Here is a 24,792-nt window from a genome sequence, read left to right on the forward strand (position 1 = left end):
TCAGGCCGAGCGCACCAGCTCCAGGATCTCGTCCCCGTAGCGCTCCATCTTGGCTTCGCCGAAGCCCTGCACGCTCATCAGGTAGCCCCGGCTGCCGGGGCGCAGTTCGGCGATTTCCTTCAGGGTCCGGTCGTGGAAGATCACGTAGGCCGGCACCCCCTGTTCCTTCGCGGTTTCCGCTCGCCACTGGCGCAGGCGCTCGAAGAGGGCCAGGGCTTCGGGGCTGAGGTCGGCGGTGAGCTGGCTGCGGCTGCTGCTCCGGACCGGCTTGCCGGCCTTGGTGGTGCGGCGGCGCAGTTCCACGGACTGTTCCCCCTTCAACACCGGCTTGGCGGCGGCGGTGAGCTTCAGGGCCCCGTATTCGTTCATGTCCGCGTGCAGCAGGCCGGCGGCCACCAGTTGGCGGAACACGGCGCGCCAGGCGGTTTCGTCCAGGTCGGCGCCGATGCCCCAGGTGGACAGGTTGTGGTGGCCGTATTCCCGGGTCTTGGGGTTTTCCTTGCCGCGCAGCACGTCGATCAGGTGCTTGGCGCCGAAGCGCTGGCCGGTGCGGTAGGCGGTGGACAGGGCCTTCCGGGCCGCCTCGGTGCCGTCCCAGAGTTCCGGCGGGTCCAGGCAGACATCGCAGTTGCCGCAGGGCTGGCTGGCTTCCCCGAAGTAGTCGAGCAGCACCACCCGGCGGCAGCGGGGGGATTCCGCATAGCCCAGGAGGGCGGTGAGCTTCTGGCTTTCCAGGCGCTTCTGCTCCTCGCCGGCGGTGGAGTCGTCGATGCGGGAGCGTTGCAGGGCCACGTCCTGGAGGCCGTAGGTCATCCAGGCTTCGGCGGGTTCCCCGTCCCGGCCGGCCCGGCCGGTTTCCTGGTAATAGGCTTCCAGGCTCTTGGGCAGGTCCAGGTGGGCCACGAAGCGCACGTCCGGCTTGTCGATGCCCATGCCGAAGGCGATGGTGGCGACCATGATCAGCCCCTCCTCGCGCAGGAAGCGGCGCTGGTTCTCGGCCCGCACCCGGGCATCCAGACCGGCGTGGTAGGGCAGGGCCGGGTAGCCCTCCTGACTGAGCCAGGCGGCGATCTCCTCCACCTTCTTGCGCGACAGGCAATAGACGATGCCGGCTTCCCCCTTATGCCCGCCGAGAAAGCCCAGCAGCTGGCGCTTGGGGGTGTCCTTCTCCACCACCGTGTAGCGGATGTTGGGCCGGTCGAAGCTGGAGATGAACACCCGGGCCTCGTTCAGGCCCAGGCGGGCGATCATCTCCCGCCGGGTGGCCTCGTCGGCCGTGGCGGTGAGGGCGATCCGGGGCACTTCCGGGTGGCGCTCGTGGATGGCGGACAGCTGCAGGTATTCGGGGCGGAAGTCGTGGCCCCACTGGGAGACGCAATGGGCCTCGTCGATGGCGAACAGGGCCAGCCGGCCCCCCTCGGCCAGCCCGTCCAGGAGCGCCAGGAAGCGCTCGGTCATCAGCCGTTCCGGGGCCACGTAGAGCAGGTCCAGGTCGTCGGCGAAGAGGCGCTGTTCGGTCTCCCGCACCTGCTCCCAGGCCACGGTGGAGTTCAGCAGCGCCGCCTTGATGCCGAGCTGGGTCAGGGCGTCCACCTGGTCCTGCATCAGGGCGATCAGGGGAGAGACCACGATGGCCACGCCGCGGCGCAGCAGGGCCGGAATCTGGTAACAGAGGGACTTGCCGCCCCCGGTGGGCATCAGCACCAGGGCATCACCGCCCCCGGCCACGTGCTCGATGATCTCCCCCTGTCGGCCGCGGAAGGCCGGGTAGCCGAAGGTGTGCTGGAGGATGTCCAGGGCGGAGGGGGGAGCATTCAAGGCGCCGGAGATAACTCCAGGGCTTGCACACGCAAAAGGCATGGACGGACTTTCAGATGGGTTCAATGGATTAGGCCGTCCCGCGGTGCATCAAGATCCTTTAGCCATGTCCCGGCCTGCTGCCAGCGGATGCGATCCTGTTCGATCCGGTCAGGGGAGCCCGTTGCTGCCGGATGTCTTGCCTGGGGAGGGAGCACTTTTCTTTCCGTTCCGTTGTTTCGATCTAGTGGAAAAGTATAGGTTTTTGCGGCGGGTGCCACGGGGTTTTCCGGGCTTGCTTCATGGTCCGCTCACGGCGCTGTCGCCAACGCCTTGAGATCCTTGAGCAGTAGAAACAAATGGTAGGCATCGCTGGGGCTGGGCTCGAACTCCCAGGATTCATACCAGTTCTTGGCGGCATCATTCTTGGCATGTACGAGCAGGCAGCGGATGCCGGCAATATCAGCGGCCTGGAGTGTGCGCAGTAGGGCGTCCTTGAGCAGGGCACGGCCCAGTCCCCTGCCTTGGTGGGGCGCCGCTACTGCGAGACGGGCCAGGATCATGACCGGGATGGGGTGGCGGGCCAGCCCTTTCCCGGCTCCGGGTGGGGCCTCCTCGGGCTCCACGCTGCCCACAGCCAGACTGTAAAACCCGACCACCTGTTCCGCCTGGCAGCAGACGTAGGTTTGCGCACTATTGGCCTTCTGGCTGACGAGGGCATGACGCTGCAAGAACAGGTTCAGGGCGGGCTGGCCACAGTCGAAAGTCTCGACCCTGTCCGTTGCCGCCAGCTTGCGCACCGGCTCGTAGCGAGGGCTCAATCCAGTACTCCGGGCTGCTGGAGCAACTGTTGCAGGCGCGGCTTGGCCTGTACGGGACGATCCAGGGCTTCCTGGAATTGCGCCCACTGGGCTTCGTCGAGGATGAAGCGGCGTCGGTCGGAGAGGGCCTGATTGGCCGCATTGATCCCCGCTTCAAGCAGAAACTCGCTGACATTCTTGTGGCAGGACCGGGCGGCCTCCTGCAGCAACTGCTTGACGGGGCTGCTGGCGCGAACGTCGATCCGTTCGGTTTTGGCAAGATTCAGGGAAGACATGGCTGGCTCCGGACAATACGCATGGCGTGATGATAGCGTCCGGATGATGTACCGACAATTGTTTTTCTGTATTGGGGGTGCGGGGCTCCGCTCAGCTTTGGTGCAGCGTTTCGCGCAACAATTGCTCCCCGTCCCAGCACAGGGCTTCACCCCTGTGTTCGCTCCAGTCTGCTAGCACCCAGCGTTCCACGTGGATGCCGTCCACGATGTGGTCGTGGCGGGCGGGTTGGTGGGTGTGGCCGTGGATGAAGGTGGCGTAGCCGTACTGGCGCAGGAAATCGTCGGTCTCGCCGGGGTTGAGGTCCATCTGGTAGGCGGACTTTTCGCTCTTGGCGGCTTCGCTCTGCTGACGCAAATGCTCGGCGATGGCGTGGCGCTCGGCCAGGGGTTTGACCAGGAAGGCGGCTTGCCAGTCCGGGTTGCGGGTTTGGGCACGGAACTGCTGGTAGGCCTGGTCGTCGGTGCATAGGGCGTCCCCGTGGGCGAGGACGAACTGCCATTCGGGAGTGGACAGCACGTAGGGGTCGGGCAGCAGGGTGAGGCCGGCGGCCCGGGCGAAGTCCTGGCCCAGGAGGAAATCCCGGTTGCCGTGCATCAGATGGGTAGCGAGGCCGGCGGCGCCAGCCTGGGCGAGGGCGGTGATGATCTCCTGGTGGCAGGGATCATCCATGTCGTCGTCGCCGACCCAGGTCTCGAAGCAGTCGCCGAGGATGTAGAGGCTGTTGTTTCTGGCTACATCCGGGCGGGCGATGCGCTCCAGAAAGGCCTTGAAAATGCAGATCGCCCCGGGAGTCCGGGGCGACAGGTGCAGGTCGGAGATGAAGTAGATCAAGTCCGGGGATTCCGCCTTAGACGGCTTCGGCCTTTTCGATGATCACGTCTTCCACGGGCACGTCCTGGTGGAAGCCCTTGTTGCCGGTCTTGACGGACTTGATCTTGTCTACCACGTCCATGCCTTCCACCACTTCACCGAAGACGCAGTAGCCCCAGCCGCTGCCGGAGGGGGCCTTGAAGTCCAGGAAATCGTTGTCGGAGACGTTGATGAAGAACTGGGCGGTGGCGGAGTGGGGATCGTTGGTGCGGGCCATGGCGATGGTGCCGCGCTTGTTCTTGAGGCCGTTGCCGGCTTCGTTTTCGATCTGCTCGCGGGTGTCCTTCTGCTTCATGCCGGGCGTGAAGCCGCCGCCCTGGATCATGAAACCGTTGATGACCCGGTGGAAGATGGTGTTGTCGTAGTGGCCGTCCTCTACGTACTGGATGAAGTTCTTGACGGTGACGGGGGCCTTCTCGGCGTCCAGCTTCAGGGTGATGGTGCCCAGGTTGGTTTGCAGCTTGATCATGTTAATGGCTCACTTTTCGGAAATGATTTTGACGGACTGGATGATGACGGGTTCCTTGGGCACGTCCTGGTGGGGACCGGAGCGGCCGGTGGAGACCTTGGCGATCTTGTCCACCACCTCCATGCCTTCGGTGACCTTGCCGAACACGGCGTAGCCCCAGCCGTCGAAGGAGGGATAGTCCAGGTTCTTGTTGTCCACCAGATTGATGAAGAACTGGGCGGTGGCGGAGTTGGGGTCGGGGCGGCGGGCCATGGCGATGGTGCCGCGGCTGTTCCGGAGCCCGTTCTTGGCTTCGTTCTCGATGGGTTCCCGGGTTTCCTTCTGGTTCATCTTGGGGTCAAAGCCGCCGCCCTGGATCATGAAGCCGGGAATCACCCGGTGGAACACGGTGCCGTTGTAGAAGCCTTCCCGGGCGTACTGGAGGAAATTGGCCACGGATTTGGGGGCCTTGGCATTGTTGAGTTCCAGGACGATCTTGCCCTGGTTGGTTTCCAGTTCCACGGTGGGGGCTGCCCAGCTCAGGGTGGAGGCGGCGAGGCCGGCGGCCAGAACGAGTGCGCGAGGCAACATGGGGATTTCTCCTGCAAAGGGTGGTGGGGCCGGAGCCAGGGCTCAGGCGGCCCCTTCGTAGACGATCTTCCAGTGACCCCGTTCCCGGAGCCAGTACTGGCGCTTCTTCATGGTGTTGCTGAGATTGTTGCTGTCGTAGACCTGGTCGAAAGTGACCACCACGACTTCTTCGGCGCCGGGGTTCCGGAACACCGAAAGATTGTTGAGCTTGACCTTGACCCAGGTCTTGCTGTCATTCACCTGGCGCTTCTGCTCGGCAAAGGCCCGGTAATCCTGGCCGTTGGCCTGGAATTCCCTGGAGTAGTGGCGCAGGTAACGTTCTGTATCCAGGCTTTCCCAGTCGGCCCGCCAGGTTTCTATGGTCTTGTTCAGCTCCTGCCGTTCCCGGTTCCAGTCATCCAGCGTCAGCCATTCGATCTCGTTGCTGATGATCACGGGGGTGAGCCCCACCTGGACGCTCTTGCCCAGGCTGTCGAAATCCTGGTTGGTCAGCACCACGCAGCCGTCCGAGGCCTTGGGGGGGCGGGAAAAGGTGTCGGACTGGGTGCCATGCAGCCAGATGCCGGAACCGCCGCGGCCCTGGCGCTTGTCCCATTCGTTGGGGTAGTTGAGGGGAAAGGCGCCGTGGCCGTACAGGTCGGCCAGCTTTTCCCGGGGCAGGCTGGAGGTGACGTGATAGACGCCGATGGGGGTGCGCTTGTCCCCTTCCGCCATCTTGTCCGAACCCAGCTTGCCCTGGGTGACGTAGTAGTCGGCCACGAAACGGGGGCGGCCATTATCGTTCTGGTACAGGTAAAGGCGGGCCTTCTTGGTGTCCACCACGATGGCGTACTGCTGGTCCTGGCGCATCTGCAGCAGGTAACGGGGCACGTAGTCGGCAGGCGGTTTGTTCTTGTAGCCCTGGAGGCGGACGAAGGCTTCTTCGCGCAGGTCCGCCACCCGCTCGGCGGGAGCGTTCTGGGCCGCGCCGAAACTGCTGATGGGGCGGGCCCGGGCGAGCAGCAGGTCGCCCTTGATCAGGTAGGCCAGACGGAAGTTGGGGTAGCGCTGGATCAGCCCTTCGGTGAGCTGCAGGGCCGCATCCAGGCGGCGTGCCTCGATCTCGGCGAAAATGCGCTCCAGTTGGGGTTCGGGGCCGGAATCGGAAATGGTGGCGCCGGCTCCGCTGGGGGAGCTGGTGCTGCTGCTCCTGGCCGGAGGGGTGCTGCCCAGCAGCTGCCCGATGGTATCCAGCACCTCCTTGGGCGGATCCTGGATCGGGGCGGACGAAACCACGGCGACGGGAGCCGGTGCGGCCGGCGCCGCTCCCCCCTGGGGCGCGCCCGGCTTGAACATCACCCACATGCTGCTGGCCACGGCGCCCGTGGCCAGCAGGCCCAACAGCAAACTACGCAACTGCATTAACGGGAGTCTTCGTCAAGAATCAGCCAGGAGTTGCCGGACTTGGTAAATACCAGGGTCTTGCTGGAAGAGCTCTTGAAGTTGGAAGCCTTGTAATTCTGGCGGAAGCGCACCGTGGCCTGGTTGCCTTCGATGCTGATGCTGGGCTCGTCGTAGCTCACCTTGATCCAGCTGGGGCGGCTGATGCGCTCCTGGCGTTCGGCTTCCCAGGCCTTGCGGTTCATGCCCTTGGGCGTCTTGAAGCCGGGGGCGTAGTGGCTCAGGTAGGCCTTCACATCCTTGCGGGACCAGGCTGCCGCCCAGGCGGCCAGGGCCTTGGAGACTTCCTGGGCGGCCGGGTCCGCAGCTTCGGCCCGGGGAGCGGGCTGAGCCGGGGCGGTGGCGGCCGGAGCCGCCGCTGCCGGCGGCGTTGCGGCAGCGCCCGGGGTGGCGGTGACCACGGTGGCGACCGGACCCTTGGGCTGGGCAGCCGGGGGCGTCGGGGCCGCCGGCGGAGTGGGGGTGATGGGCAGGGTGGAGGTGGCGACCGTGGTGGGACGGCTGCCGGGCTTGACCGGGGTGCTCACCAGATCGCGGATCAGGGCCAGCTTGTTCTGGGCCGCCGCATTGGCGGAATCCAGCTGCAGGGCCTTGTCGTAGGCCTGGCTGGCCAGCTTGGCATAGACATCACCCAGGTTTTCGTAGGCGATGGCATAGGCAGGATGGGTGCGGATGGCCATTTCCAGTGCCGTGCGGGCCCGGTCGTACTGCTTCTGCTGGGCGTAGAGCACGGCCAGGTTGTTGTAGGGCTCGGGCAGTTCCGGGTAATCCTCGGTGAGCTTGGTGAAGATGGCGATGGCATCGCCGGGGCGGCTCATTTCGGTGAGGATCAGGCCCTTCAGGAAGCGGCCCTGGGCATCCTTGGGACGGCTGGAGAGGTAGCTATCCACCTTTTCCAGCGCCTGGGGGTACTGGGCCTGTTTCATCAGGCGCTGTATGTCCGGCAGGTTGTCGGCGATGGCGGGAGTAGCAGCATAGAGGGCTGCACCCAGGCACAGGGCCTGGAGCGTGCGACGCAGTGGGGAGCGATCAGAGGTGGCCATTGCTAGTGCTATACTTCGCTGAGAATTCTAAACGACAGATTCTACCAACATTTTTTTGTTAATCTCAAAATTTGCGCCCAAGGCCCGATTCTGCGGGGTTCCGGGCCTCCCAGATTCCCTATGCTCACCATCTATAATTCCCTGAAGCGGGAAAAACAGGAATTTACCCCCATCGAACCCGGCAAGGTCAAGATGTATGTCTGCGGCATGACCGTGTACGACTACTGCCATCTGGGCCACGCACGGGTGATGGTGTCCTTTGACGCGGTCTATCGCTGGTTCAAGGCGCGGGGCTTTGCCGTCACCTACGTGCGCAACATCACCGATATCGATGACAAGATCATTCGCCGCGCGGCGGAGAACGGCGAACCCATCGAAGCCCTGACCAAGCGCTTCATTGCGGCCATGCACGAGGATGCGGATGCCCTGGGTGTGCTGCGTCCCGACCATGAGCCCCGGGCCACCGAATTCGTACCCCAGATGCAGGCGCTGATCGGCCAGCTGGAAGCCCATGGCCTGGCCTACAAGGCGGCCGATGGGGATGTGAATTACTCGGTACGCAAATTCCCCGGGTACGGCAAGCTGTCCGGCAAGTCCCTGGACGATCTGCGCGCCGGCGAGCGGGTGGAGGTGGATACCGCCAAGCAGGATCCTCTGGATTTCGTGCTCTGGAAGCACGCCAAGCCGGGGGAGCCGGCCTGGGCGTCGCCCTGGGGCGAGGGTCGGCCGGGCTGGCATATCGAGTGCTCGGCCATGAGCTCATCCCTGCTCGGCAAGCATTTCGACATCCACGGCGGCGGCCAGGACCTGCAGTTCCCGCACCACGAAAACGAGATTGCCCAGTCCGAGGGGGCCCACGGCTGCAGTTACGTCAATTACTGGATGCACAACGGTTTCGTGCGGGTGGATAACGAGAAGATGTCCAAGTCCCTGGGCAACTTCTTCACCATCCGTGAGGTGCTCAAGGAATATGACCCGGAGGTGGTGCGCTTCTTCATTCTGCGGGCCCATTACCGCAGCCCCCTGAACTATTCGGATGCTCACCTGAAGGATGCCCGGGCCAGCCTGGACACCCTGTACTTCACCCTGCGGGATGTGGCGCCGGAGCCCGTGGCGCTGGACTGGAGCCATCCCCATGCCGCCCGTTTCCAGGCGGCCATGGATGACGATTTCGATACCCATGGGGCCATCGCCGTGCTGTTCGAGCTGGCCCAGGAGGCCCGGCGTGGCAACGATGCCCGCCTGTCCGGCCTGCTCCAGGCCCTGGGGGGCGTGCTGGGTCTCCTGCAGCGGCCGCCCCTGGAATACCTGCGTGCCGCAGTGGGAGAGACCGGTCTGCCGGAAGCCGAGATCGAGGCCCTGATCGCCCGGCGTCTGGCCGCCAAGCAGGCCAGGGATTTTGCCGAGGCTGACCGGGTTCGGGAGGAACTGAAAGCTGCCGGAGTGCTGCTCGAGGATGGTCCCGGCGGGACCACCTGGCGGAGGGCCTGAGCGCCCGGGGCGGATTCACTCCGCTCCGCTGGCTGAACAGCAAAATGGCCCGCATCTGCGGGCCATTTTGCTGGAGGCTGTTGCCTGGGATCAGCGCAGAATCTTGCCGCCGCTGCCGATCACCGTCAGTTCCACGAAGCGGGAGCCGTTGCGGCTGTCCGGGCCATAGGTGACCCGGTAGCCGCCCAGGTCCAGGTTGTTCATGGTTTCCAGGGCCGTGACCAGTTTTTCCCGGGTCAGGTCCCGGCCGGCCCGGCGCAGGGCCTCCACCATGAGCTTGGCGGTGATGTAGCCTTCAACGCCGTAGTAGGAGTATTTGCCGTTCCGGCCCAGCAGCCGCTGGTAGTCACGCACGGCCGGCGTGGTGTCGTTCCAGGGATAGGGCATGACCTGGGAAATGCCGATGCCCCGGGCCTCGTCTCCCAGTTCGGCCACCAGCTGTTCCGCCCCCACGGGGGAAACCGTCATGAACATGGGATTCTGGCCATTCTTCTTCATGTGGCGCACGAAAGCAGCCGTAGGCTTGTACAGGGTGATCATCACCACCGCTTGAGGCGTGACCTTGGAAATGTTCTGTACCGCCAGGTCCACGTCCAGGGAGTTGCGCTCCACCGTGCCCACGGCCGAGGGGGCCAGATCAAACTTTTTCAGGGCGGCGGTGACCCCATCCAGACCGGAGCGGCCGTAGCCGTCGTTCTGATAGAACACGGCGATGTTCTTAAGGCCCAGGGAAACCAGCTGGCTGACGATCACGTCGGTTTCATTGGCGTAGCTGGCCCGCACGTTGAACATGTAGCGGTTGTTGGGGTTGGCCCCGGGAGGGCGGCGCAGGCTGTCGGCGCCGGAGATGGTGCCTACCAGGGGGACCTTGGCCGGGCCGAACACATCGTTCATGGCCTGGGTGGTGGGGCTGGAGCCGTAGTAGCCGAGCAGGGCAAAGGCCTGCTTGTCATTGATCAGGGTACGGGTGTTGGCCACGGTGCGGTCGGTTTCGTAGCCGTCATCCAGGGCTTCCAGAACCAGCTTGCGGCCGTTTACGCCGCCGTTCTTGTTCACCTGGGCGAAATAGGCGTTGATGACCTCGCGCATTTCCACACCGTAGGCCCCGTTGGGGCCGCTGAGGGGGGCGGACATGCCCAGGGTGATGCTGCTGTCGGTGACGCCGGGTTCGGCTGCGGCCAGGGCGGACCAAGCCATCAGGCAGGTGGCGGCCACGGTTTTCCAGAGTTTCATCCCACGCTCCTCGTTTTTGCTGATTATTGCCGGATTCTAGCAGTCCGGAGGCCCGGATGGACTAAGGCGAGAGGGTTGTGGTCTGACTTTTGTCAAAAAAAAGGGCAGCCGCAGCCGCCCCTTTGCCCTGGTTTTTCCGCCTTCAGCTGGCGAAAAAGTCCCTTACCTTGTCCATCCAGGACTGGGCCCGAGGATTGTGCTTGCCGTCGTTGCCCTTGGAGATTTCCTCCAGTTCCCTGAGCAGTTCCTTCTGACGTTCGGTGAGATGCACGGGGGTTTCCACCACCACGTGACAGAGCAGGTCCCCGTGGGTGTGGCTGCGCACCCCCTTGATGCCTTTGCCGCGCAGCCGGAAGATGCGGCCCGACTGGGTTTCGGCGGGAATCTTGATGTTGGCGGCGCCATCCAGGGTGGGAATCTCGATTTCTCCGCCCAGGGCGGCCGTGGTGAAGCTGATGGGCATCTCGCAATGGAGGTCGCTGTGGTCCCGGGTGAAGACCGCGTGGGGCTTCAGGTGGATCTGTACGTACAGGTCGCCCGGAGGGCCGCCATTGACCCCGTGCTCCCCTTCGCCAGCCAGCCGGATGCGATCGCCCTCGTCCACCCCGGCGGGAATCTTCACGGCCAGGGTCTTGTGCTGCTTGACCCGTCCGGCGCCGTGGCAGGTATTGCAGGGATCGGAAATGAAGCGCCCTGTGCCATGGCACTTGTGACAGGTCTGCTGGATGGAGAAGAAACCCTGTTGCAGGCGCACCTGGCCCGAGCCGCCGCAGGTGGGGCAGGTGGTGGGCTGGGTGCCCGGCTTGGCGCCGGAGCCGTGGCAGGACTCGCACACTTCCATGGTGGGAATGCGGATCTTGGTTTCGGTGCCATGGGCGGCCTGCTCCAGGGTGATCTCCAAGTTGTAGCGCAGGTCGGCGCCCCGGTAGATGTTGGAGCGGCCGCCACCGCCGCCCCGGCCCCCGAAGATTTCGTCGAAGATGCCGCCAAAGGCATCGGCGAAGTTGCCGAAGCCCTGGCCGCCGCCGCCCCCGCCAAAGCCGGCCTGGGGGTCCACGCCGGCGTGGCCGTATTGGTCATAGGCAGCTCGCTTCTGGGCGTCCGAGAGAATCTCGTAGGCTTCCTTGGCTTCCTTGAACTTTTCCTCGGCGGCCGGATTGTCCGGATTCCGGTCCGGGTGATGCTTCATGGCCAGCTTGCGGTAGGCCTTCTTGATCTCGTCTTCGCTGGCGTCGCGGTTGACGCCGAGGATTTCGTAATAATCGCGTTTGCTCATGATGGGTTTCTCTTGTATGTCGGCTGGTGCTTCAGCGGGCTTTGAAGGGCTCGCCCCAAGGAATGTCCTGATCGCTGCGGGCCCACATCAGCCAGTCGTCGCAGTGGGGTTTGTCGCAGGTGCGGCTGGCCAGGTGGTGCAGGGTGGCCAGGGTGGGATTCTTGTCGCCGCTATCTGGCAGAGGCTCCCGTTTGCCCACTGTGGCCGCCAGCAGCACGCTGTTCTGGCTGCCGGGAAAGTTCGGGGTAATGCCGGTCAGTTGCACCGGGGCGAAGCGGTCCCGCAGGGCGCTGCGGATCAGGGCCCGGTCCCGGGTCAGCATCCGTTCCAGGCGCACCACGACGCCTACGGTCTGGCCTTCCCAGCGGAAAGGATTTTCGTCCAGTTGCTGCAGGGTCACCCAGGCCTGGATGTTGTTCCTGCGGCTGAAGTCATGGAACTGCTGGCGGCTTGCTTCCCGCTGCCGTTCATGTTCGGCCCGGGCCTGTTCCTGCCGGGCCTGGTCCGCCGCCTTGTTGGAATAGCGCTCCACCTGGGTTGCAGCTGGCCCCATGTACGCCTGGGCGATGGGGTTGGGCAGCATGTGGTTGGGCTGGGGGAGGACTGCCTCGGTGTGGATGCCGAGGTTGAGGTCCCTGCCGGTGTCCGGGCAGGTTTTACGATAGCGCTGGTGCGCTTCGAGCATCAGGCTTTTGACCTTGTCCTCATCGGCGGCGGAAACCCCGGCGGGTAGCACCAGACGGATGGATTTCGTGCGGCAGAGTTCCAGGGGCCCGTCCTGTTCGCTGGTGCTGATGAATAGCAGGTCGGCGCCGTTTACCTTGCCCATGGGAATTAGGTACTGGTCTCCCGGGATCGGGGTGATGCTGCCCTTGATGTCGCTACCATTAAGGAAGACCCCATTGCGGAATTCCCCTTCCCAGCGGCTCTTCACCTTCATCTCCGCATAGCGGTACAGCCATTCCGCCTTGCCCTTGCCTTCGGCCCGGCCGTTCTTGCAACCCCCCGTGTAGCGCAGGGCGTATTCCTCGGGTTTGAGCCGGGATGGGGCCCATACGGAGCAGCGCCCGTCCTCGGCGCTGACATAGCCGTGCTCTCCCGCCTGGGCGTATGGCGACGGCAGGCTGGCCAGGGTCAGCAGGATGGCGTGAAGCAGCAGGGTCCGGGTGCGCATATTTTTACCTGTGGGTGAACGACCAACGGGGATGGCTGGCATCCCCGTTTCGGCACAAGGCGAAGCGGGGCTTACTTCTTGTCCTTGTTCACCTCGGTGAATTCGGCATCGACCACGTCGCCTTCCACGGTCTTCTCGCCCTGGGGCTGGGCACCGGCATCGCCGGCGGCGGCCCCTTCGGCCTGTTGCTGGGCGTACATCTTTTCACCCAGCTTCTGGGCCGCCTGGGACAGGGCCTCGGTCTTGGCGGTGATGTCGTCCTTGTCGTTGCCGCGGATGCTGTCTTCCACATCCTTGATGGCGGCTTCGATCTTTTCCTTTTCGCCGGCTTCCAGCTTGTCGCCGTAGTCGGTCATGGACTTCTTCACCATGTGCACCATGGCATCGGCGCCGTTCCGGGCATCAGCCAGTTCGTGGGCCTTCTTGTCTTCTTCGGCGTGCAGCTCGGCGTCCTTCACCATAGCCTGGATTTCATCTTCGGAGAGCCCGGAGTTGGCCTTGATGGTGATCTTGTTTTCCTTGCCCGTGCCCTTGTCTTTGCCGGTCACGTGCAGGATGCCGTTGGCGTCGATATCGAAGATCACCTCGATCTGGGGCACGCCGCGGGGAGCCGGGGGGATGCCTTCCAGGTTGAACTGGCCCAGGCTCTTGTTGCCCGAGGACATCTCGCGCTCGCCCTGGAGAACATGGATGGTCACGGCGGACTGGTTGTCGTCGGCGGTGGAGAATACCTGGCTGGCCTTGGTGGGGATGGTGGTGTTCTTCTGGATCAGCTTGGTCATGACGCCGCCCAGGGTTTCGATGCCCAGGGACAGGGGGGTGACGTCCAGGAGCAGCACGTCCTTGACTTCGCCTTGCAGCACACCGCCCTGGATGGCCGCACCGACGGCCACGGCTTCGTCGGGGTTCACGTCCTTCCTGGGGTCCTTGCCGAAGAATTCCTTCACCTTTTCCTGCACCTTGGGCATGCGGGACTGGCCGCCCACCAGGATCACGTCGTCGATGTCGCTGATCTTGCAGCCGGCGTCCTTCAGGGCCACCTTGCAGGGGTCGATGGTGCGGTTCACCAGCTCATCCACCAGGGATTCGAACTTGGCCCGGGTGATCTTCAGGGCCAGGTGCTTGGGACCGGAGGCGTCGGCGGTGATGTAGGGCAGGTTCACCTCGGTCTGCTGGCTGGAAGAGAGCTCGATCTTGGCCTTTTCGGCGGCTTCCTTCAGGCGTTGCAGGGCCAGCACGTCCTTCTTCAGGTCCACGCCGGATTCCTTCTGGAATTCCTCGATGATGTAGTCGATCAGGCGCTGGTCGAAGTCTTCGCCGCCCAGGAATGTGTCGCCGTTGGTGGCCAGCACTTCGAACTGCTTTTCGCCATCCACGTCGGCGATTTCGATGATGGAGATGTCGAAGGTGCCGCCGCCCAGGTCATACACGGCGATCTTCTTGTCCTTGCCGGACACCTTGTCCATGCCGAAGGCCAGCGCCGCAGCGGTGGGCTCGTTGATGATGCGCTTGACTTCCAGACCGGCGATGCGGCCGGCGTCCTTGGTGGCCTGGCGCTGGCTGTCGTTGAAGTAGGCGGGCACGGTGATGACGGCCTCGGTGACTTCCTCGCCCAGGTAGTCCTCGGCGGTCTTCTTCATCTTGCGCAGCACTTCGGCGGAAACCTGGGGCGGGGCGATCTTCTTGTCGCGCACTTCCACCCAGGCGTCGCCGTTGTCGGCCTTGACGATCTTGTAGGGCATCAGGCTGATGTCCTTCTGCACTTCCTTCTCTTCGAAGCGGCGGCCGATCAGGCGCTTCACTGCGTACAGGGTGTTCTTGGGGTTGGTGACGGCCTGGCGCTTGGCGGGGGCGCCGGCCAGGATCTCGCCGTCTTCGGCGTAACCGATGATGGAAGGGGTGGTGCGTGCGCCTTCGGAGTTCTCGATGACCTTGGCCTGGCCGCCTTCCATGATGGCGACGCAGCTGTTGGTGGTGCCCAGGTCGATACCGATGATCTTGCCCATGTTCAAATCCTTTCTAGGGTGTGTGCCGCATCTTGGGTGGCGGCAGCACGGGTTCTATACAAAATTTCCTGATCGCTAAGTAGGGGTGTTCCCCGGAATTTCAAGCGTCCTTGCCCTTGGCCACCATCACCAGAGCGGGGCGCAGCACCCGCTCGGCAATCAGATAGCCTTTCTGCAGCACATGCACCACGGTATTGGCTTCCTGTTCGGCCTCCACCATGCCCATGGCCTGGTGCTGGTGCGGGTCGAATTTCTCCCCGGCCGGATTGATTTCCTTGAGGCCGGAACGGTCAAAGGCGGAAATCAGCTGCTTCAGGGTCAGTTCCACGCCGCTGCGCAGGTCTTCCACGGTCTGCTTGTCGCTGGCCAGGGCGGCTTCGAGGCTGTCCTTGACCGCCAGCAGCTCGCCGGCAAACTTCTCGATGCCGAACTTATGGGCCTTGGCGATGTCTTCCTGAGCCCGGCGCCGGACGTTTTCCGTCTCGGCCTTGGCACGCAGCCAGGCATCATGGTGTTCGGTGGCCTTGAGTTCCAGGTCGCGCAGCTGCTCTTCCAGGCTGGGCAGGCTGTCCACCTGTGAGGTGTTGATGGTCTCCGGCTGATCCTGGGGGGCGGTGGACGGGTTGTTGATGTCTTCGGTCATTGTTGAGTCTCCCATTGATTCTTCCGGTTATGGGGGCGGAATGTCGGCTTTCAAGCCCTTTTTTTAAATTCTCCGATTCCTGCTAGCATCTGGAATATCTTCGGACGGAGTGCCATGGAACGCATCGGAAAATATCGGGTTGTCCGGGAACTGGGCAAGGGGGCCACGGCGGTGGTCTACCTGTGCGACGATCCCGACGAAGGCCGCCAGGTGGCGGTCAAGCTCGTGCGCTTCGACAGCGACAACGCGGCCGTCTCCCGACGCCTGCGCAAGCTGTTCCAGACCGAGGATGCCATTGCCCGGCGCCTGGACCACGCCAATATCGTCAAGATTTACGAGGCGGTGGTAGAGGAGAACCAGGCCTACATCGCCATGGAATACGTGGATGGGGTTTCCCTGGAGGACTTCTGCCGCATCGACCGGCTGCTGCCCCTGTACCGGGTCGTGGGCATCATCTTCAAATGCTGTCTGGCCCTGGATCATGCCTACCGCCAGGGGGTGATCCACCGGGACATCAAACCCGCCAACATCCTGCTCGACAAGGACGACAATCCCAAGATTGCGGACTTCGGCCTGGCCATCAACATCAACAAGGACATGGACCGGGATTCCACCTTCGTGATGGGCGTGGGTTCCCCGGCCTACATGTCGCCGGAGCAGATCAAGGGTTATCCCTTGAACCAGAAGACCGACCTGTATTCCCTCGGGGTGGTGCTGTTCCAGATGCTCACCGGGCGGCTGCCCTTCCGGGCCAAGAATCCGGCCACCCTGATCTACAAGATCGTGAACATGGATATCCCGGTGATTTCCCAGCTCAATCCCAACCTGCCGGAGGGGCTGGATGCGATCATCAAGAAGGCCCTGGAAAAGGATCTCTACAGCCGCTACCGCAACGGGGCCGAGTTCGCCAAGGATTTGTCCACGGTGCGTTACCAGATCGTCAAGGAAGACGACCCGGAACCCCAGGACATGCGCCATTTCGAAGCCCTGCGCAAGCTGGAGTTCTTCGTGGAGTTCGAGAACGTGGAACTCTGGGAAATCCTGCGTTCAGCCATCTGGCGGGATGTGGACCGCAACGTGACCCTGTTGTCCGAGGGGGAAGCGGACAAGCGCTTCGGCATCATCGTCAGCGGTTGTGTCGAGGTATCGGTGGAGGGCAAGGTGCTCTGCCGCCTGGGGGCCGGGGAGGTGGTGGGGGAGATGGCGCACCTGCATTACGCCGACGGCAAGCGTCACGCCACGGTGGTGACCCTGGAGCCCTGCCGTTTCCTGGAAATCAGTGGACCGGCCCTGGCCCTGTCCTCCGAGGAGCTCCAGGAGCGCATGCAGAAAACCCTGATGGCCAAGGTGATCGAGCGCCTGCGCGAGGCCAACAAGCTCCTGGCCAAACAGGGGCCTGGCGCCACCAAGGGCAGTGGCCCCCTGCCGCCGGCCAGCCTGGACCTGGAGCTGATGCCCATGTGAAGAACCCGCCGTCAGGCGGGTTCATGTTTGGTGCTGCCGGGCCGGGCTCAGACCTTGAAGCGGCCCACGGTGCCCTGCAGATTGTCGGCCAGGATCTTGAGGTCGTCGGCGGCAGCGGCGGTTTCTTCCACCGAACTGGTGTTGTCCCGGGCCATGCTGGCGATGGCTTCGATGTTGTCCGCCACTTCGCCGGAGACCCGGCGTTGCTGGTCGGTGGCCGTGGCGATGGTGTCCAGTCCCTCGCCTACCTCCTGCACCGAACCGTTGGTGGCGGTCAGGATGTCGGCCACCGAATGGACCGATTCCTGGCTGCTGGAGAGGTGCGACAGCCCCTCGTGGATGGCCTTGCGCACGGCCACCGACTGGGAGGTGAGCTTTTCCGTGATGGCGTCGATCTCGCTGGCGGAACGGGCGGACTTTTCCGCCAGCTTCCTGACCTCGTCGGCCACCACGGCAAAGCCGCGTCCCTGTTCCCCGGCCCGGGCTGCCTCGATGGCCGCGTTCAGGGCGAGCAGGTTGGTCTGTTCGGCGATGTCCTTGACCTCCTGGGTCATGGCATTGATGGCCTCGGTATTGCGCACGAACTCATTGACCGACTCGGCCATCTGCTTGACGGCGGATTCCACCACGTCCATTTCTTCCAGCAGCTCGGTCAGGCTGCGATTGCCGGCCTGGGCCCGGTCCAGGGACTCCTGGGACTGGTGCTGCACGTGTTCGGCGCTCTGGGCGATGGAGACGATGCTGGTCACCAGCTGTTCCACGGCGGCGGCCGCCTGGTTGGATTTCTCGTCCTGCTGATGGGAGCTGCTGGCCACCCGGCTGGCGCTCATGGAAAGATCGTGGGCCTTGGCGGAAACCCGCTGGGCAGCTTCCGTGACCTGGCGTACCAGCTTGGCGAAGTTCTCCATCATTTCGTTGAAGACCAGGGCGGTCTCACCGATCTCGTCCTTGCCCTTGATCTTCAGCCGGCGGGTCAGGTCCCCTTCGCCCCGGGCAATGTCCACCAGGCCCTTACGCAGTTCGTCCATGGGCTGGGTGACGAAGTGGTGGGTGAGCCAGTAAATGACCCCCAGGAGCAGCAGGCTGACCAGGAAGGCGGCTCCGGCAATCTTGAAGCGCATGGCGGATACGGCCGATTCCACCGAGTCCAGGGACACCTTCATGCTGACCACGCCCAGCACCGTGCCTTCGGGGACCTGGTGGCAGGCGATGCAGTCCTTGCCCAGGTAATTGCGGTCGGCCTTGGTGGGGTTGACCACGCGCAGGGCCAGGTGGCCGTCTTCCTCAATCACCGATACATAGGATTGACCGGAGTTCATGACCTGCTGTTCGATGCTGTCCAGGGCCCGGTTGGATTTGGTGTCGGGGCCGAAAATCTTGGATACCGCATCGCCCCGAGCCACGTGCAGGTCCTTGATCACGGAGAGCTGCTTGATCTGGTCCAGGAACACTTCCCGCTGCCCCACCGTGCCGGTGATCATCATGCCGGTCAGGCCGGCCATGGTCATCTCGTGGATGCTCTGGGCAAAGTCCTTGGCCTGGTTGATGGCATTGCTGCGGTTTTCCTGGCTTTCCCAGGCAATCAGGCCTCCCCAGGCCAGCACCAGCACCGACCAGATGGCGGCGGTGAGGCGAATCCAGATCTTCCAGTCAGCGATCCGTGTCATTTTGTTTTCCTTGTCTCCCGAAGGGATATTCCAGGTTTTCCCATGCGGCTGAAATATCGGGAAAGCCTGCTGTTTAGACGGCCAAGTCTATTTTCTGCATTGTGCCAGCCCCTCCGGTTTCTTGCAAAAACACGCTGGTGGACCGGATCTGGCCCTGAAGCTGGTTGTCATGGTCCTTGATGGAGTAGGGGGTTGCCATCTGGGCCAGGCTGATGGCGCCCACGTTGGCGGCCTGCAGGGTCTGCAACTGATCGTTGCCTTGGGCGTCCTTGCTCCAGACCCGGAGATCCTTGTAGGCGCTGTCGTTTTCGTCGATCCAGCCGTTGCCGTCTTCGTCCAGGGCGGCCAGTTCGGCGTAGCCGTCGCCACTCATGGCGCCGAACAGCTCGCGGCCGTCATTGACCTTGCCGTCCTGGTTGCGGTCCAGGGTCAGGAAGCCGCTGCCGGGTTTGACGAAATTGATGGAATCCATTTCCCCGTCTGCGTCCAGGTCGAAGCGGAAGCGGGTGTCGGTGAGCTGGGCGGCGCTGCCGTTGAAATTGAGCACCAGGGGGTCCTTCAGCTGGGCATCGCCCATACGGATACTGACGCTGGTTTCCTCGTAGTAGCTGCGGCTCATGCTCAGGTTGAGGGAGAAGCTGATTTCCTGGCCATCCTGAGTCAGGACGCTGCCCTGGGCGGAGAAGGTGGTGGTCTCGCTCTCCGCATAGGATTCGAAATAATCGTATTCCACCCCGTAGCCCGCCGGCCGGGCGCCCTCGCTGCTGGTGCCGGCACTGCCCGGGGCGCTGGTGGTGGCACCGCTGCCGCTGGCCTGCAGGTCGGAGGCGTCAAAGATGTTGATCTTGCGGCCGGTGAGCATTTCGATGGCGGCTCGCAGCAGCATCAGCTTCGGGTCGTTGTCCATCTGCTGCCGCAGTTCGTCCGAACTATTGGAGGCGGTCGCTTCCGCGTTCAGGCTCTGCCGGCCCAGCTCGGAAAGCTGGACCCGGGTGGATTCGGGAATCTGCCGGGCCGGAAGGGCGGCATCGCTGTTTTCCTCCCGGTTGGCGACCCGGCGCAGGCCAGTCCACATGTTGAGGGACTCCCGCACCTGGTGTTCCTGTTTGGCCTCGTGGGTGGAGGCCAGCTGCAATTGGGCACTGGCGATTTTCATGGCGGCATCCTCCGGAAGTCATAGATCTGTCTACGGCATGGGGGAGGATGTCTTGAGCGTCAGCGGTGCTGGCTCCTGACCCACTGAATGATCTGGGTTTCGCTCAGGGCGCCGGACTGGCGGGCAACTTCTTTGCCGCCCTGGAACAGGACCAGGGTGGGAATGCTGCGGATGGCGTAGCGGGCCCCCAGTTCCGGCAGGGCTTCCGTGTTCACCTTGCCCAGGCGCAGAGCAGGTTCCAGATGGACTGCGGCCTGGGCGAAAGCCGGGGCCATCATGCGGCAGGGGCCGCACCAGGGGGCCCAGAAATCCACCAGCAGGGGCAGTTCGCCCCGCTCCAGGTGCAGGGCCAGGGTGCTGGCGTTCAATTCCAGGGGCTGGCCGGTGAACAGGGGCTGTTTGCAGCGGCCGCAGACGGGCTGTTCTGCCAGGCGTTCTTCAGGAAGGCGGTTGAGGGTGTGGCAGTGGGGGCAGGGAAGCAGCATGGCGACTCCTTTTTATCAGTGAATGCTGATATGGGGCCGCCAGGCTGGAAATCAAGGTTTCAGTTCTGGGCGCCCAGCTGCCGGGCCCGGTTGGCGGTTTCCACCCGTTCTGCCGCCTCGGGGGGCTGCAGGGGCCAGCCGCCCAGATGGGTTTCCACCAGGTCCGCCAGGGCGTGAATCCAGACCGGGTTTTCGTTCAGGGCCGGGATGTAGTGGTATTCCTGGCCGCCGGCCTGGAGGAAGTCCTGCTTCCCTTCCAGGGCGATTTCTTCCAGGGTTTCCAGGCAGTCGGCCACGAAGCCGGGACAGATCACGTCCACCCGCCGCACCCCTTCCCGGGCCAGGGCTTCCAGGGTGGGGGCCGTGTAGGGCTGCAGCCACTGGGCCTTGCCAAAGCGGGACTGGAAACAGACACGATATTGCTCCGGGTCGAGTTTCAGCCGTTCCGCCAGGAGGCGGCCGGTTTTCTGGCATTCGCAGAAATAGGGGTCGCCCAGGTCCAGGCTGCGGCGGGGCAGGCCGTGGAAGCTCATCACCAGCCGGGTGCCTGCATCGGGCAGGCCGTGGGCGCGCCAGTGGCGGCGCACGGTATCTTCCAGGGCATTCAGATAGCCCGGATGGTCGTGAAAGTTGCGGATGGTGCGTAGTTCCGGCTGGTTGCGGCTCTGCTGGAACCAGTTGAACACCATGTCTAGGGCGGTGGCGGTGGTGCTGGCCGCGTACTGGGGGTACATGGGGACGACCAGGATGCGGCGCACCTGCCGGTTCTTCAATTCCGTGAGGATGCGGCCCACATCCGGGTCCCCGTAGCGCATGGCCCAGGCCACGTCGGCCTGGATGCCCCGCTCTCCCAGGTAGCCCTTGAGCAGGCGGGCCTGCTGCTCCGTGTGAAAGCGCAGGGGGGAGCCCTTGTCGGTCCAGATGGAGGCGTACTTGGCGGCCGATTTCTTCGGGCGGGTGTTGAGGATGATGCCGTTCAGGATGGGCCACCAGAGCAGGCGGGGGATTTCCACCACCCGGGGGTCCGAGAGGAACTGCTTCAGATAGGTCCGGACGGCCCGGGGGGTGGGCGCCTCTGGGGTACCCAGGTTGATGAGCAGCACGCCCAGGGCGGGCGGGGCATCGTGCCGGTGCGCGGGTTCGGGCAGGTAAGAGGACATGGTGGTCATTTTCCGGTCTGGGTGCTGAGGGCGCTGGAGAGCAGCTTGGCGGTGATGTCCACGATCGGGATGACTCGCTCGTAGGCCATGCGGGTGGGGCCGATCACGCCCAGGGAGCCGACTACCTGCCCATCCACCTCATAGGGGGCGGTGATGACGCTGCATTCGTCCAGGGGGGCCAGTCCGGATTCGCCGCCGATGAAGATCTGAATGCCTTCCGCCCGGTGGGACTGGTCGAGCAGGCCCATGAGGCTGGAGCGTTGCTCGAACAGGTCGAACAGCTGCCGCAGGCGCTTCATGTTGGAGGACAGGTCTTCCACATCCAGCAGGTTGCGTTCCCCGGAAATGATGCAGGGCTGGGGGTCCCCGGCCAGGGCCTCGTTGCTGGCGTCCAGAGCGGCCGTCATCAGGGCCTGCATGTCCTGGTGCAACTGCTGCAGCTCCTCCTGCACCCGGGTGCGGATCTGGCTGAAATCCAGGCCGGCAAAGTTCTGGTTCAGGTAATTGGCGGCTTCCACCAGCTCCGCCGGGGAATAGGGCTGGGCCGTAAACAGGATGCGGTTCTGCACATCCCCGTCGCTGGTGATCAGGATCAGCAGGATGCGTTTTTCGGAAAGGCTGAGAAACTCGATCTGGCGGATCTTCGGGGTGGTACGCCTGGGGGTGGCGACGATGCCGGCGAAATGGGTCAGCTGGGAGAGAAGCTGGGAGGCATTGGCGATCAGCTGCTGGGGATGGCTGGGGCGCAGGGAGTCCCCGATCTCGACGATCTGGTGCTGTTCCAGGGGGCGCATGGTGAGCAGGCTGTCTACGAACAGCCGATAGCCCCGGGCCGTGGGAATGCGGCCGGCGGAGGTGTGGGGGCTGGCGACGAAGCCGGCTTCTTCCAGGTCTGCCATGACGTTGCGGATGGTGGCGGGGGACAGCTCCAGGCCGGAAAACCGGGACAGGGCCCGGGAGCCCACGGGGGTACCCTCGGCGATGTAGTGCTCGATCAGGGTCTTGAGCAGGGTGCGGGAACGGTCGTCAAGCATGCGGGCGATTGTACAGCAGGGCAGGCCGGGCGCGCCGCAGGGGCGGGTTTTGTGCTTAAATTCGGCTCCATGAATTTTCCCTTCCATTCCCTCCTCAATCCCCGCACCATCGCCCTGGTCGGCAAGTACCAGAGCCGTGAAGTGGGCGATGCCCTGATCATGCTGGCCGAGTACCTGCATGAGCGCGGCGTGGTGGTGTTCATCGAGCGGGAAACGGCCGAGAACATGGGGCGGGGGGAGGCCCTGAGCCGCTGGATGGTGTGCGGCTTCAACGATATCGGCGCCCATGCGGACCTGGCCATCGTCCTGGGGGGCGACGGCACCATGCTCAATGCGGCCCGTCGCCTGGCTCGTTACAAGGTGCCCCTGGTGGGTGTGAACCAGGGGCGTCTGGGCTTCATGACCGACATCGCCCGGCAGGACATGCTGACCTGCATGGAGGATCTCCTGGACGGCCGCTTCCAGCCCGAGTCGCGCATGCTGCTGGACGCCGAGGTGATCCGCGAGGGGCGGGAGATCACCAGCAACGTGGCCCTGAACGACATCGTGGTGGACAAGGGGGCCATAGGCCGGATGATCGAATTCGAACTGTTCATCAACGGCGAGTTCATCTACAACCTGCGTTCCGACGGCCTGATCGTGTCCACCCCCACGGGGTCCACCGCCTACGCCCTTTCGGCCAACGGACCCATCCTGCATCCTACCCTGACCGGCATCGCCCTGGTGCCCCTCTGCCCCCACGCCCTGACCAACCGGCCGGTGATCGTGGATGACCGGGTGGAGATCGAACTCATCATCAACCATGCGGATGACCCGCGGGTGCACTTTGACGGGCAGCTGACCCTGAACCTGCAGCGGGGCGATGCCATCCGCCTGCGCCGCTCCGAATACTCGATCTGTTTCCTGCATCCGCCGGGCTACAGCTATTTCGCCATGCTGCGCCAGAAGCTCCAGTGGAGCGAACGGCCCAAGGGCACCTGAGCAAAGAGGCAAACCATGCTGCTGCACCTGGCCATCCGTGACTTTGTCATCGTGGACCGTCTGGAACTGGAATTTGCCCGGGGCTTTGCCGCCCTCACCGGCGAGACGGGGGCCGGCAAGTCCATCCTTATCGACGCCCTGGCCCTGGCCCTGGGAGAGCGTGCCGACCCCGGCGTGGTGCGCAGCGGCCGGGAGAAGGCCGAGGTGGCGGCCACTTTCGACGTAGAGGCCCTGCCGCCGGTGCGCCAGTGGCTGGCCGCCCAGGATCTGGAAGACGAGGGGCAGCTGATCCTGCGCCGGGTAGTGGATAGCGGCGGCCGTTCCCGGGCCTACATCAATGGCAGTGCCTGCACCGTGCAACAGCTGCGCGAGGTGGGCGAATATCTGGTGGACATCCACGGCCAGCATGCCCATCAGTCCCTGCTGCGCGCTGATGCCCAGCGGCAGCTGCTTGACGGGCATGGGGGATTACTGGAACTGGCCCGGGAAGTGTCCGGGGCCTGGAAGTCCTGGCGCCAGCTGGAAAGTGCCCTGGAAGCCGCCCGGGCCGGCAGCGAGGCCAGTGCCCGGGAGCGGGACATGCTGGCCTGGCAGCTGCAGGAGCTGGAACAGCTGGGTTTCTCTGCCCCCGAGTGGGCGGAGCTGGAAGCGGAGCAGCGCCGCCTGGCCCATGCGGCCAGCCTCATTGAAGGGGCCCAGTTCGCCCTGGGGGCCCTGGTGGAAGGGGAGGGGGCATGCGAATCCCTGGTGGCCAGCGTTGCCGACCGCCTGCAGGACATGGCCCGGGTGGACGAGGAACTGGAGGCGGCGGCGGGGATGCTGCAGTCGGTCCAGGCCGAGATTTCCGAAGTGGTTTCCATCCTGCGCCGCTACTCGGACCGGGTGGATCTGGACCCGGCCCGGCTCGCGGAAGTGGAGCGGCGCATGGATGCGGTCCTGGGACTGGCGCGTAAGCACCGGGTGGATCCCGTGCAATTGCCGGAGCTGCAACAGCAATGGCGGGTACGGCTGGACGGCTTGCAGGAAGCCGCAGATGTGGAAGGCCTGGCGGACAAGGCGGCAGCCGCTGCCGATACCTACCGGCAGCTGGCCGGGCGCCTCTCGGCGGGCCGGCAGCAGGTGGCCCAGGAACTGGGCGCGGCGGTGAGTGCCCAGATGCGGGATCTGGCCCTGGGCAGCGGACGCTTCGAGGTGGCCCTGCTGCCCCTGGAAGGTGGGGCAGCCCAGGGGCTGGAGCAGGTGGAGTTCCGGGTGGCCGGTCTGGCGGCCAACGAAGCCAGGCCCCTGGCCAAGGTGGCTTCCGGAGGCGAATTGTCGCGCATCAGTCTGGCCCTGCAGGTGGTCACCTCCCGCAATGCCAGCGTGCCGACCCTGATTTTCGACGAAGTGGATGTGGGGATAGGTGGCGGTGTCGCGGAAATTGTAGGGCGCCTGCTGCACCAGCTGGGTGCCGAGCGCCAGGTGCTCTGCGTTACCCATCTGCCCCAGGTGGCCGCCAGGGCCGACTGGCACTGGCAGGTGAAGAAGGCGGACCGGGATGGGGTGGTGACCAGCCGTATCGAAGCCCTGGAGGACGTCCAGCGGGTGGAAGAGCTGGCGCGCATGCTGGGCGGGGTGGAAATCACCGAGACTACCCGCAGCCATGCCCGGGAGCTGTTGCAAGGGGCCTGATTTCCTTCAGGATTCGGCCGGTACGGCCTAGAATTCAGTTGCCCCGGGAGTTTTTTGCTCCCTCT

The 24,792-nt window shown here is 64.3% G+C and carries 22 protein-coding genes; 4 read left to right on the forward strand and 18 right to left on the reverse strand.

The annotated features are described in order from the left end of the window. The 8 genes from recQ to G474_RS0103385 form a co-directional block, all read right to left on the reverse strand. Complete coding sequence (recQ, locus tag G474_RS0103350) at window positions 1–1,860, reverse strand: DNA helicase RecQ (protein WP_051281775.1); 1,860 nt, start codon at window positions 1,858–1,860, stop codon at window positions 1–3. Window positions 1,861–2,108: 248 nt separating this feature from the next. After that, the gene (locus tag G474_RS0103355) at window positions 2,109–2,618 is read right to left on the reverse strand and encodes a GNAT family N-acetyltransferase (RefSeq protein ID WP_026685741.1); all 510 of its coding nucleotides are present in this window, start codon (window positions 2,616–2,618) and stop codon (window positions 2,109–2,111) included. Further along, window positions 2,615–2,893: a type II toxin-antitoxin system TacA family antitoxin gene (locus G474_RS0103360; RefSeq protein WP_026685742.1), complete on the reverse strand. Its 279-nt coding sequence runs from the start codon at window positions 2,891–2,893 to the stop codon at window positions 2,615–2,617. Before G474_RS0103360 ends, G474_RS0103355 begins: the two co-directional genes overlap by 4 nt. A 91-nt stretch (window positions 2,894–2,984) precedes the next feature. After that, a complete protein-coding gene (locus G474_RS0103365; protein ID WP_026685743.1) occupies window positions 2,985–3,725 on the reverse strand; it encodes a UDP-2,3-diacylglucosamine diphosphatase in 741 nt (246 codons plus the stop codon). A gap of 16 nt (window positions 3,726–3,741) precedes the next feature. Further along, window positions 3,742–4,233 carry a peptidylprolyl isomerase gene (locus G474_RS0103370; protein WP_026685744.1) on the reverse strand — a complete coding sequence of 164 codons (492 nt, stop codon included), beginning with the start codon at window positions 4,231–4,233 and terminating at the stop codon, window positions 3,742–3,744. A 9-nt stretch (window positions 4,234–4,242) separates the two neighbouring features. Further along, window positions 4,243–4,803 carry a peptidylprolyl isomerase gene (locus G474_RS0103375; RefSeq protein WP_043463022.1) on the reverse strand — a complete coding sequence of 187 codons (561 nt, stop codon included), beginning with the start codon at window positions 4,801–4,803 and terminating at the stop codon, window positions 4,243–4,245. 42 nt (window positions 4,804–4,845) lie between these two features. After that, window positions 4,846–6,204 carry a L,D-transpeptidase family protein gene (locus G474_RS19365; RefSeq protein ID WP_245589294.1) on the reverse strand — a complete coding sequence of 453 codons (1,359 nt, stop codon included), beginning with the start codon at window positions 6,202–6,204 and terminating at the stop codon, window positions 4,846–4,848. After that, window positions 6,204–7,286 (reverse strand): nuclear transport factor 2 family protein, encoded by a 1,083-nt coding sequence (locus G474_RS0103385; RefSeq protein WP_026685746.1) that lies wholly within the window; start codon window positions 7,284–7,286, stop codon window positions 6,204–6,206. Before G474_RS0103385 ends, G474_RS19365 begins: the two co-directional genes overlap by 1 nt. A gap of 120 nt (window positions 7,287–7,406) precedes the next feature. On the opposite strand from G474_RS0103385, the gene cysS reads away from it, so the two are divergent. Then, the gene (gene cysS, locus G474_RS0103390) at window positions 7,407–8,777 is read left to right on the forward strand and encodes a cysteine--tRNA ligase (RefSeq protein WP_026685747.1); all 1,371 of its coding nucleotides are present in this window, start codon (window positions 7,407–7,409) and stop codon (window positions 8,775–8,777) included. 90 nt (window positions 8,778–8,867) lie between these two features. On the opposite strand, the gene G474_RS0103395 is transcribed toward cysS, so the two are convergent. The 5 genes from G474_RS0103395 to grpE form a co-directional block, all read right to left on the reverse strand. Further along, a complete protein-coding gene (locus G474_RS0103395; protein WP_026685748.1) occupies window positions 8,868–10,010 on the reverse strand; it encodes an ABC transporter substrate-binding protein in 1,143 nt (380 codons plus the stop codon). Between the two features lie 142 nt (window positions 10,011–10,152). Then, window positions 10,153–11,286 (reverse strand): molecular chaperone DnaJ, encoded by a 1,134-nt coding sequence (gene dnaJ, locus G474_RS0103400; protein WP_026685749.1) that lies wholly within the window; start codon window positions 11,284–11,286, stop codon window positions 10,153–10,155. 31 nt (window positions 11,287–11,317) lie between these two features. Beyond that, window positions 11,318–12,460: a hypothetical protein gene (locus tag G474_RS0103405; RefSeq protein WP_026685750.1), complete on the reverse strand. Its 1,143-nt coding sequence runs from the start codon at window positions 12,458–12,460 to the stop codon at window positions 11,318–11,320. A gap of 71 nt (window positions 12,461–12,531) precedes the next feature. Continuing rightward, a complete protein-coding gene (gene dnaK, locus G474_RS0103410; protein ID WP_026685751.1) occupies window positions 12,532–14,466 on the reverse strand; it encodes a molecular chaperone DnaK in 1,935 nt (644 codons plus the stop codon). A gap of 100 nt (window positions 14,467–14,566) precedes the next feature. Further along, the gene (gene grpE / locus G474_RS0103415) at window positions 14,567–15,109 is read right to left on the reverse strand and encodes a nucleotide exchange factor GrpE (protein WP_026685752.1); all 543 of its coding nucleotides are present in this window, start codon (window positions 15,107–15,109) and stop codon (window positions 14,567–14,569) included. Between the two features lie 114 nt (window positions 15,110–15,223). Between grpE and G474_RS0103420 the strand changes: the two genes are divergently transcribed. Continuing rightward, entirely contained in the window at window positions 15,224–16,573 is a 1,350-nt protein-coding gene (locus tag G474_RS0103420; RefSeq protein ID WP_026685753.1) for a protein kinase domain-containing protein, read from the forward strand. Between the two features lie 47 nt (window positions 16,574–16,620). On the opposite strand, the gene G474_RS0103425 is transcribed toward G474_RS0103420, so the two are convergent. The 5 genes from G474_RS0103425 to hrcA form a co-directional block, all read right to left on the reverse strand. After that, a complete protein-coding gene (locus tag G474_RS0103425; RefSeq protein WP_026685754.1) occupies window positions 16,621–18,240 on the reverse strand; it encodes a methyl-accepting chemotaxis protein in 1,620 nt (539 codons plus the stop codon). A 73-nt stretch (window positions 18,241–18,313) separates the two neighbouring features. Continuing rightward, window positions 18,314–19,396 carry a hypothetical protein gene (locus G474_RS0103430; protein WP_026685755.1) on the reverse strand — a complete coding sequence of 361 codons (1,083 nt, stop codon included), beginning with the start codon at window positions 19,394–19,396 and terminating at the stop codon, window positions 18,314–18,316. Window positions 19,397–19,455: 59 nt separating this feature from the next. Continuing rightward, complete coding sequence (gene trxC, locus G474_RS0103435; protein ID WP_026685756.1) at window positions 19,456–19,881, reverse strand: thioredoxin TrxC; 426 nt, start codon at window positions 19,879–19,881, stop codon at window positions 19,456–19,458. A 59-nt stretch (window positions 19,882–19,940) separates the two neighbouring features. Next, the gene (gene hemH, locus G474_RS0103440) at window positions 19,941–21,041 is read right to left on the reverse strand and encodes a ferrochelatase (RefSeq protein ID WP_026685757.1); all 1,101 of its coding nucleotides are present in this window, start codon (window positions 21,039–21,041) and stop codon (window positions 19,941–19,943) included. A 5-nt stretch (window positions 21,042–21,046) separates the two neighbouring features. Continuing rightward, window positions 21,047–22,075, reverse strand: a complete 1,029-nt coding sequence (hrcA, locus tag G474_RS0103445) for a heat-inducible transcriptional repressor HrcA (RefSeq protein WP_026685758.1) — start codon at window positions 22,073–22,075, stop codon at window positions 21,047–21,049. A 69-nt stretch (window positions 22,076–22,144) separates the two neighbouring features. Between hrcA and G474_RS0103450 the strand changes: the two genes are divergently transcribed. Further along, entirely contained in the window at window positions 22,145–23,056 is a 912-nt protein-coding gene (locus G474_RS0103450; RefSeq protein ID WP_026685759.1) for an NAD kinase, read from the forward strand. Window positions 23,057–23,071: 15 nt separating this feature from the next. Then, complete coding sequence (gene recN, locus G474_RS0103455; protein WP_026685760.1) at window positions 23,072–24,727, forward strand: DNA repair protein RecN; 1,656 nt, start codon at window positions 23,072–23,074, stop codon at window positions 24,725–24,727. Window positions 24,728–24,792: the final 65 nt, after the last annotated feature.

The organism is Azovibrio restrictus DSM 23866, assembly GCF_000429665.1.
Classification (GTDB): domain Bacteria; phylum Pseudomonadota; class Gammaproteobacteria; order Burkholderiales; family Rhodocyclaceae; genus Azovibrio; species Azovibrio restrictus.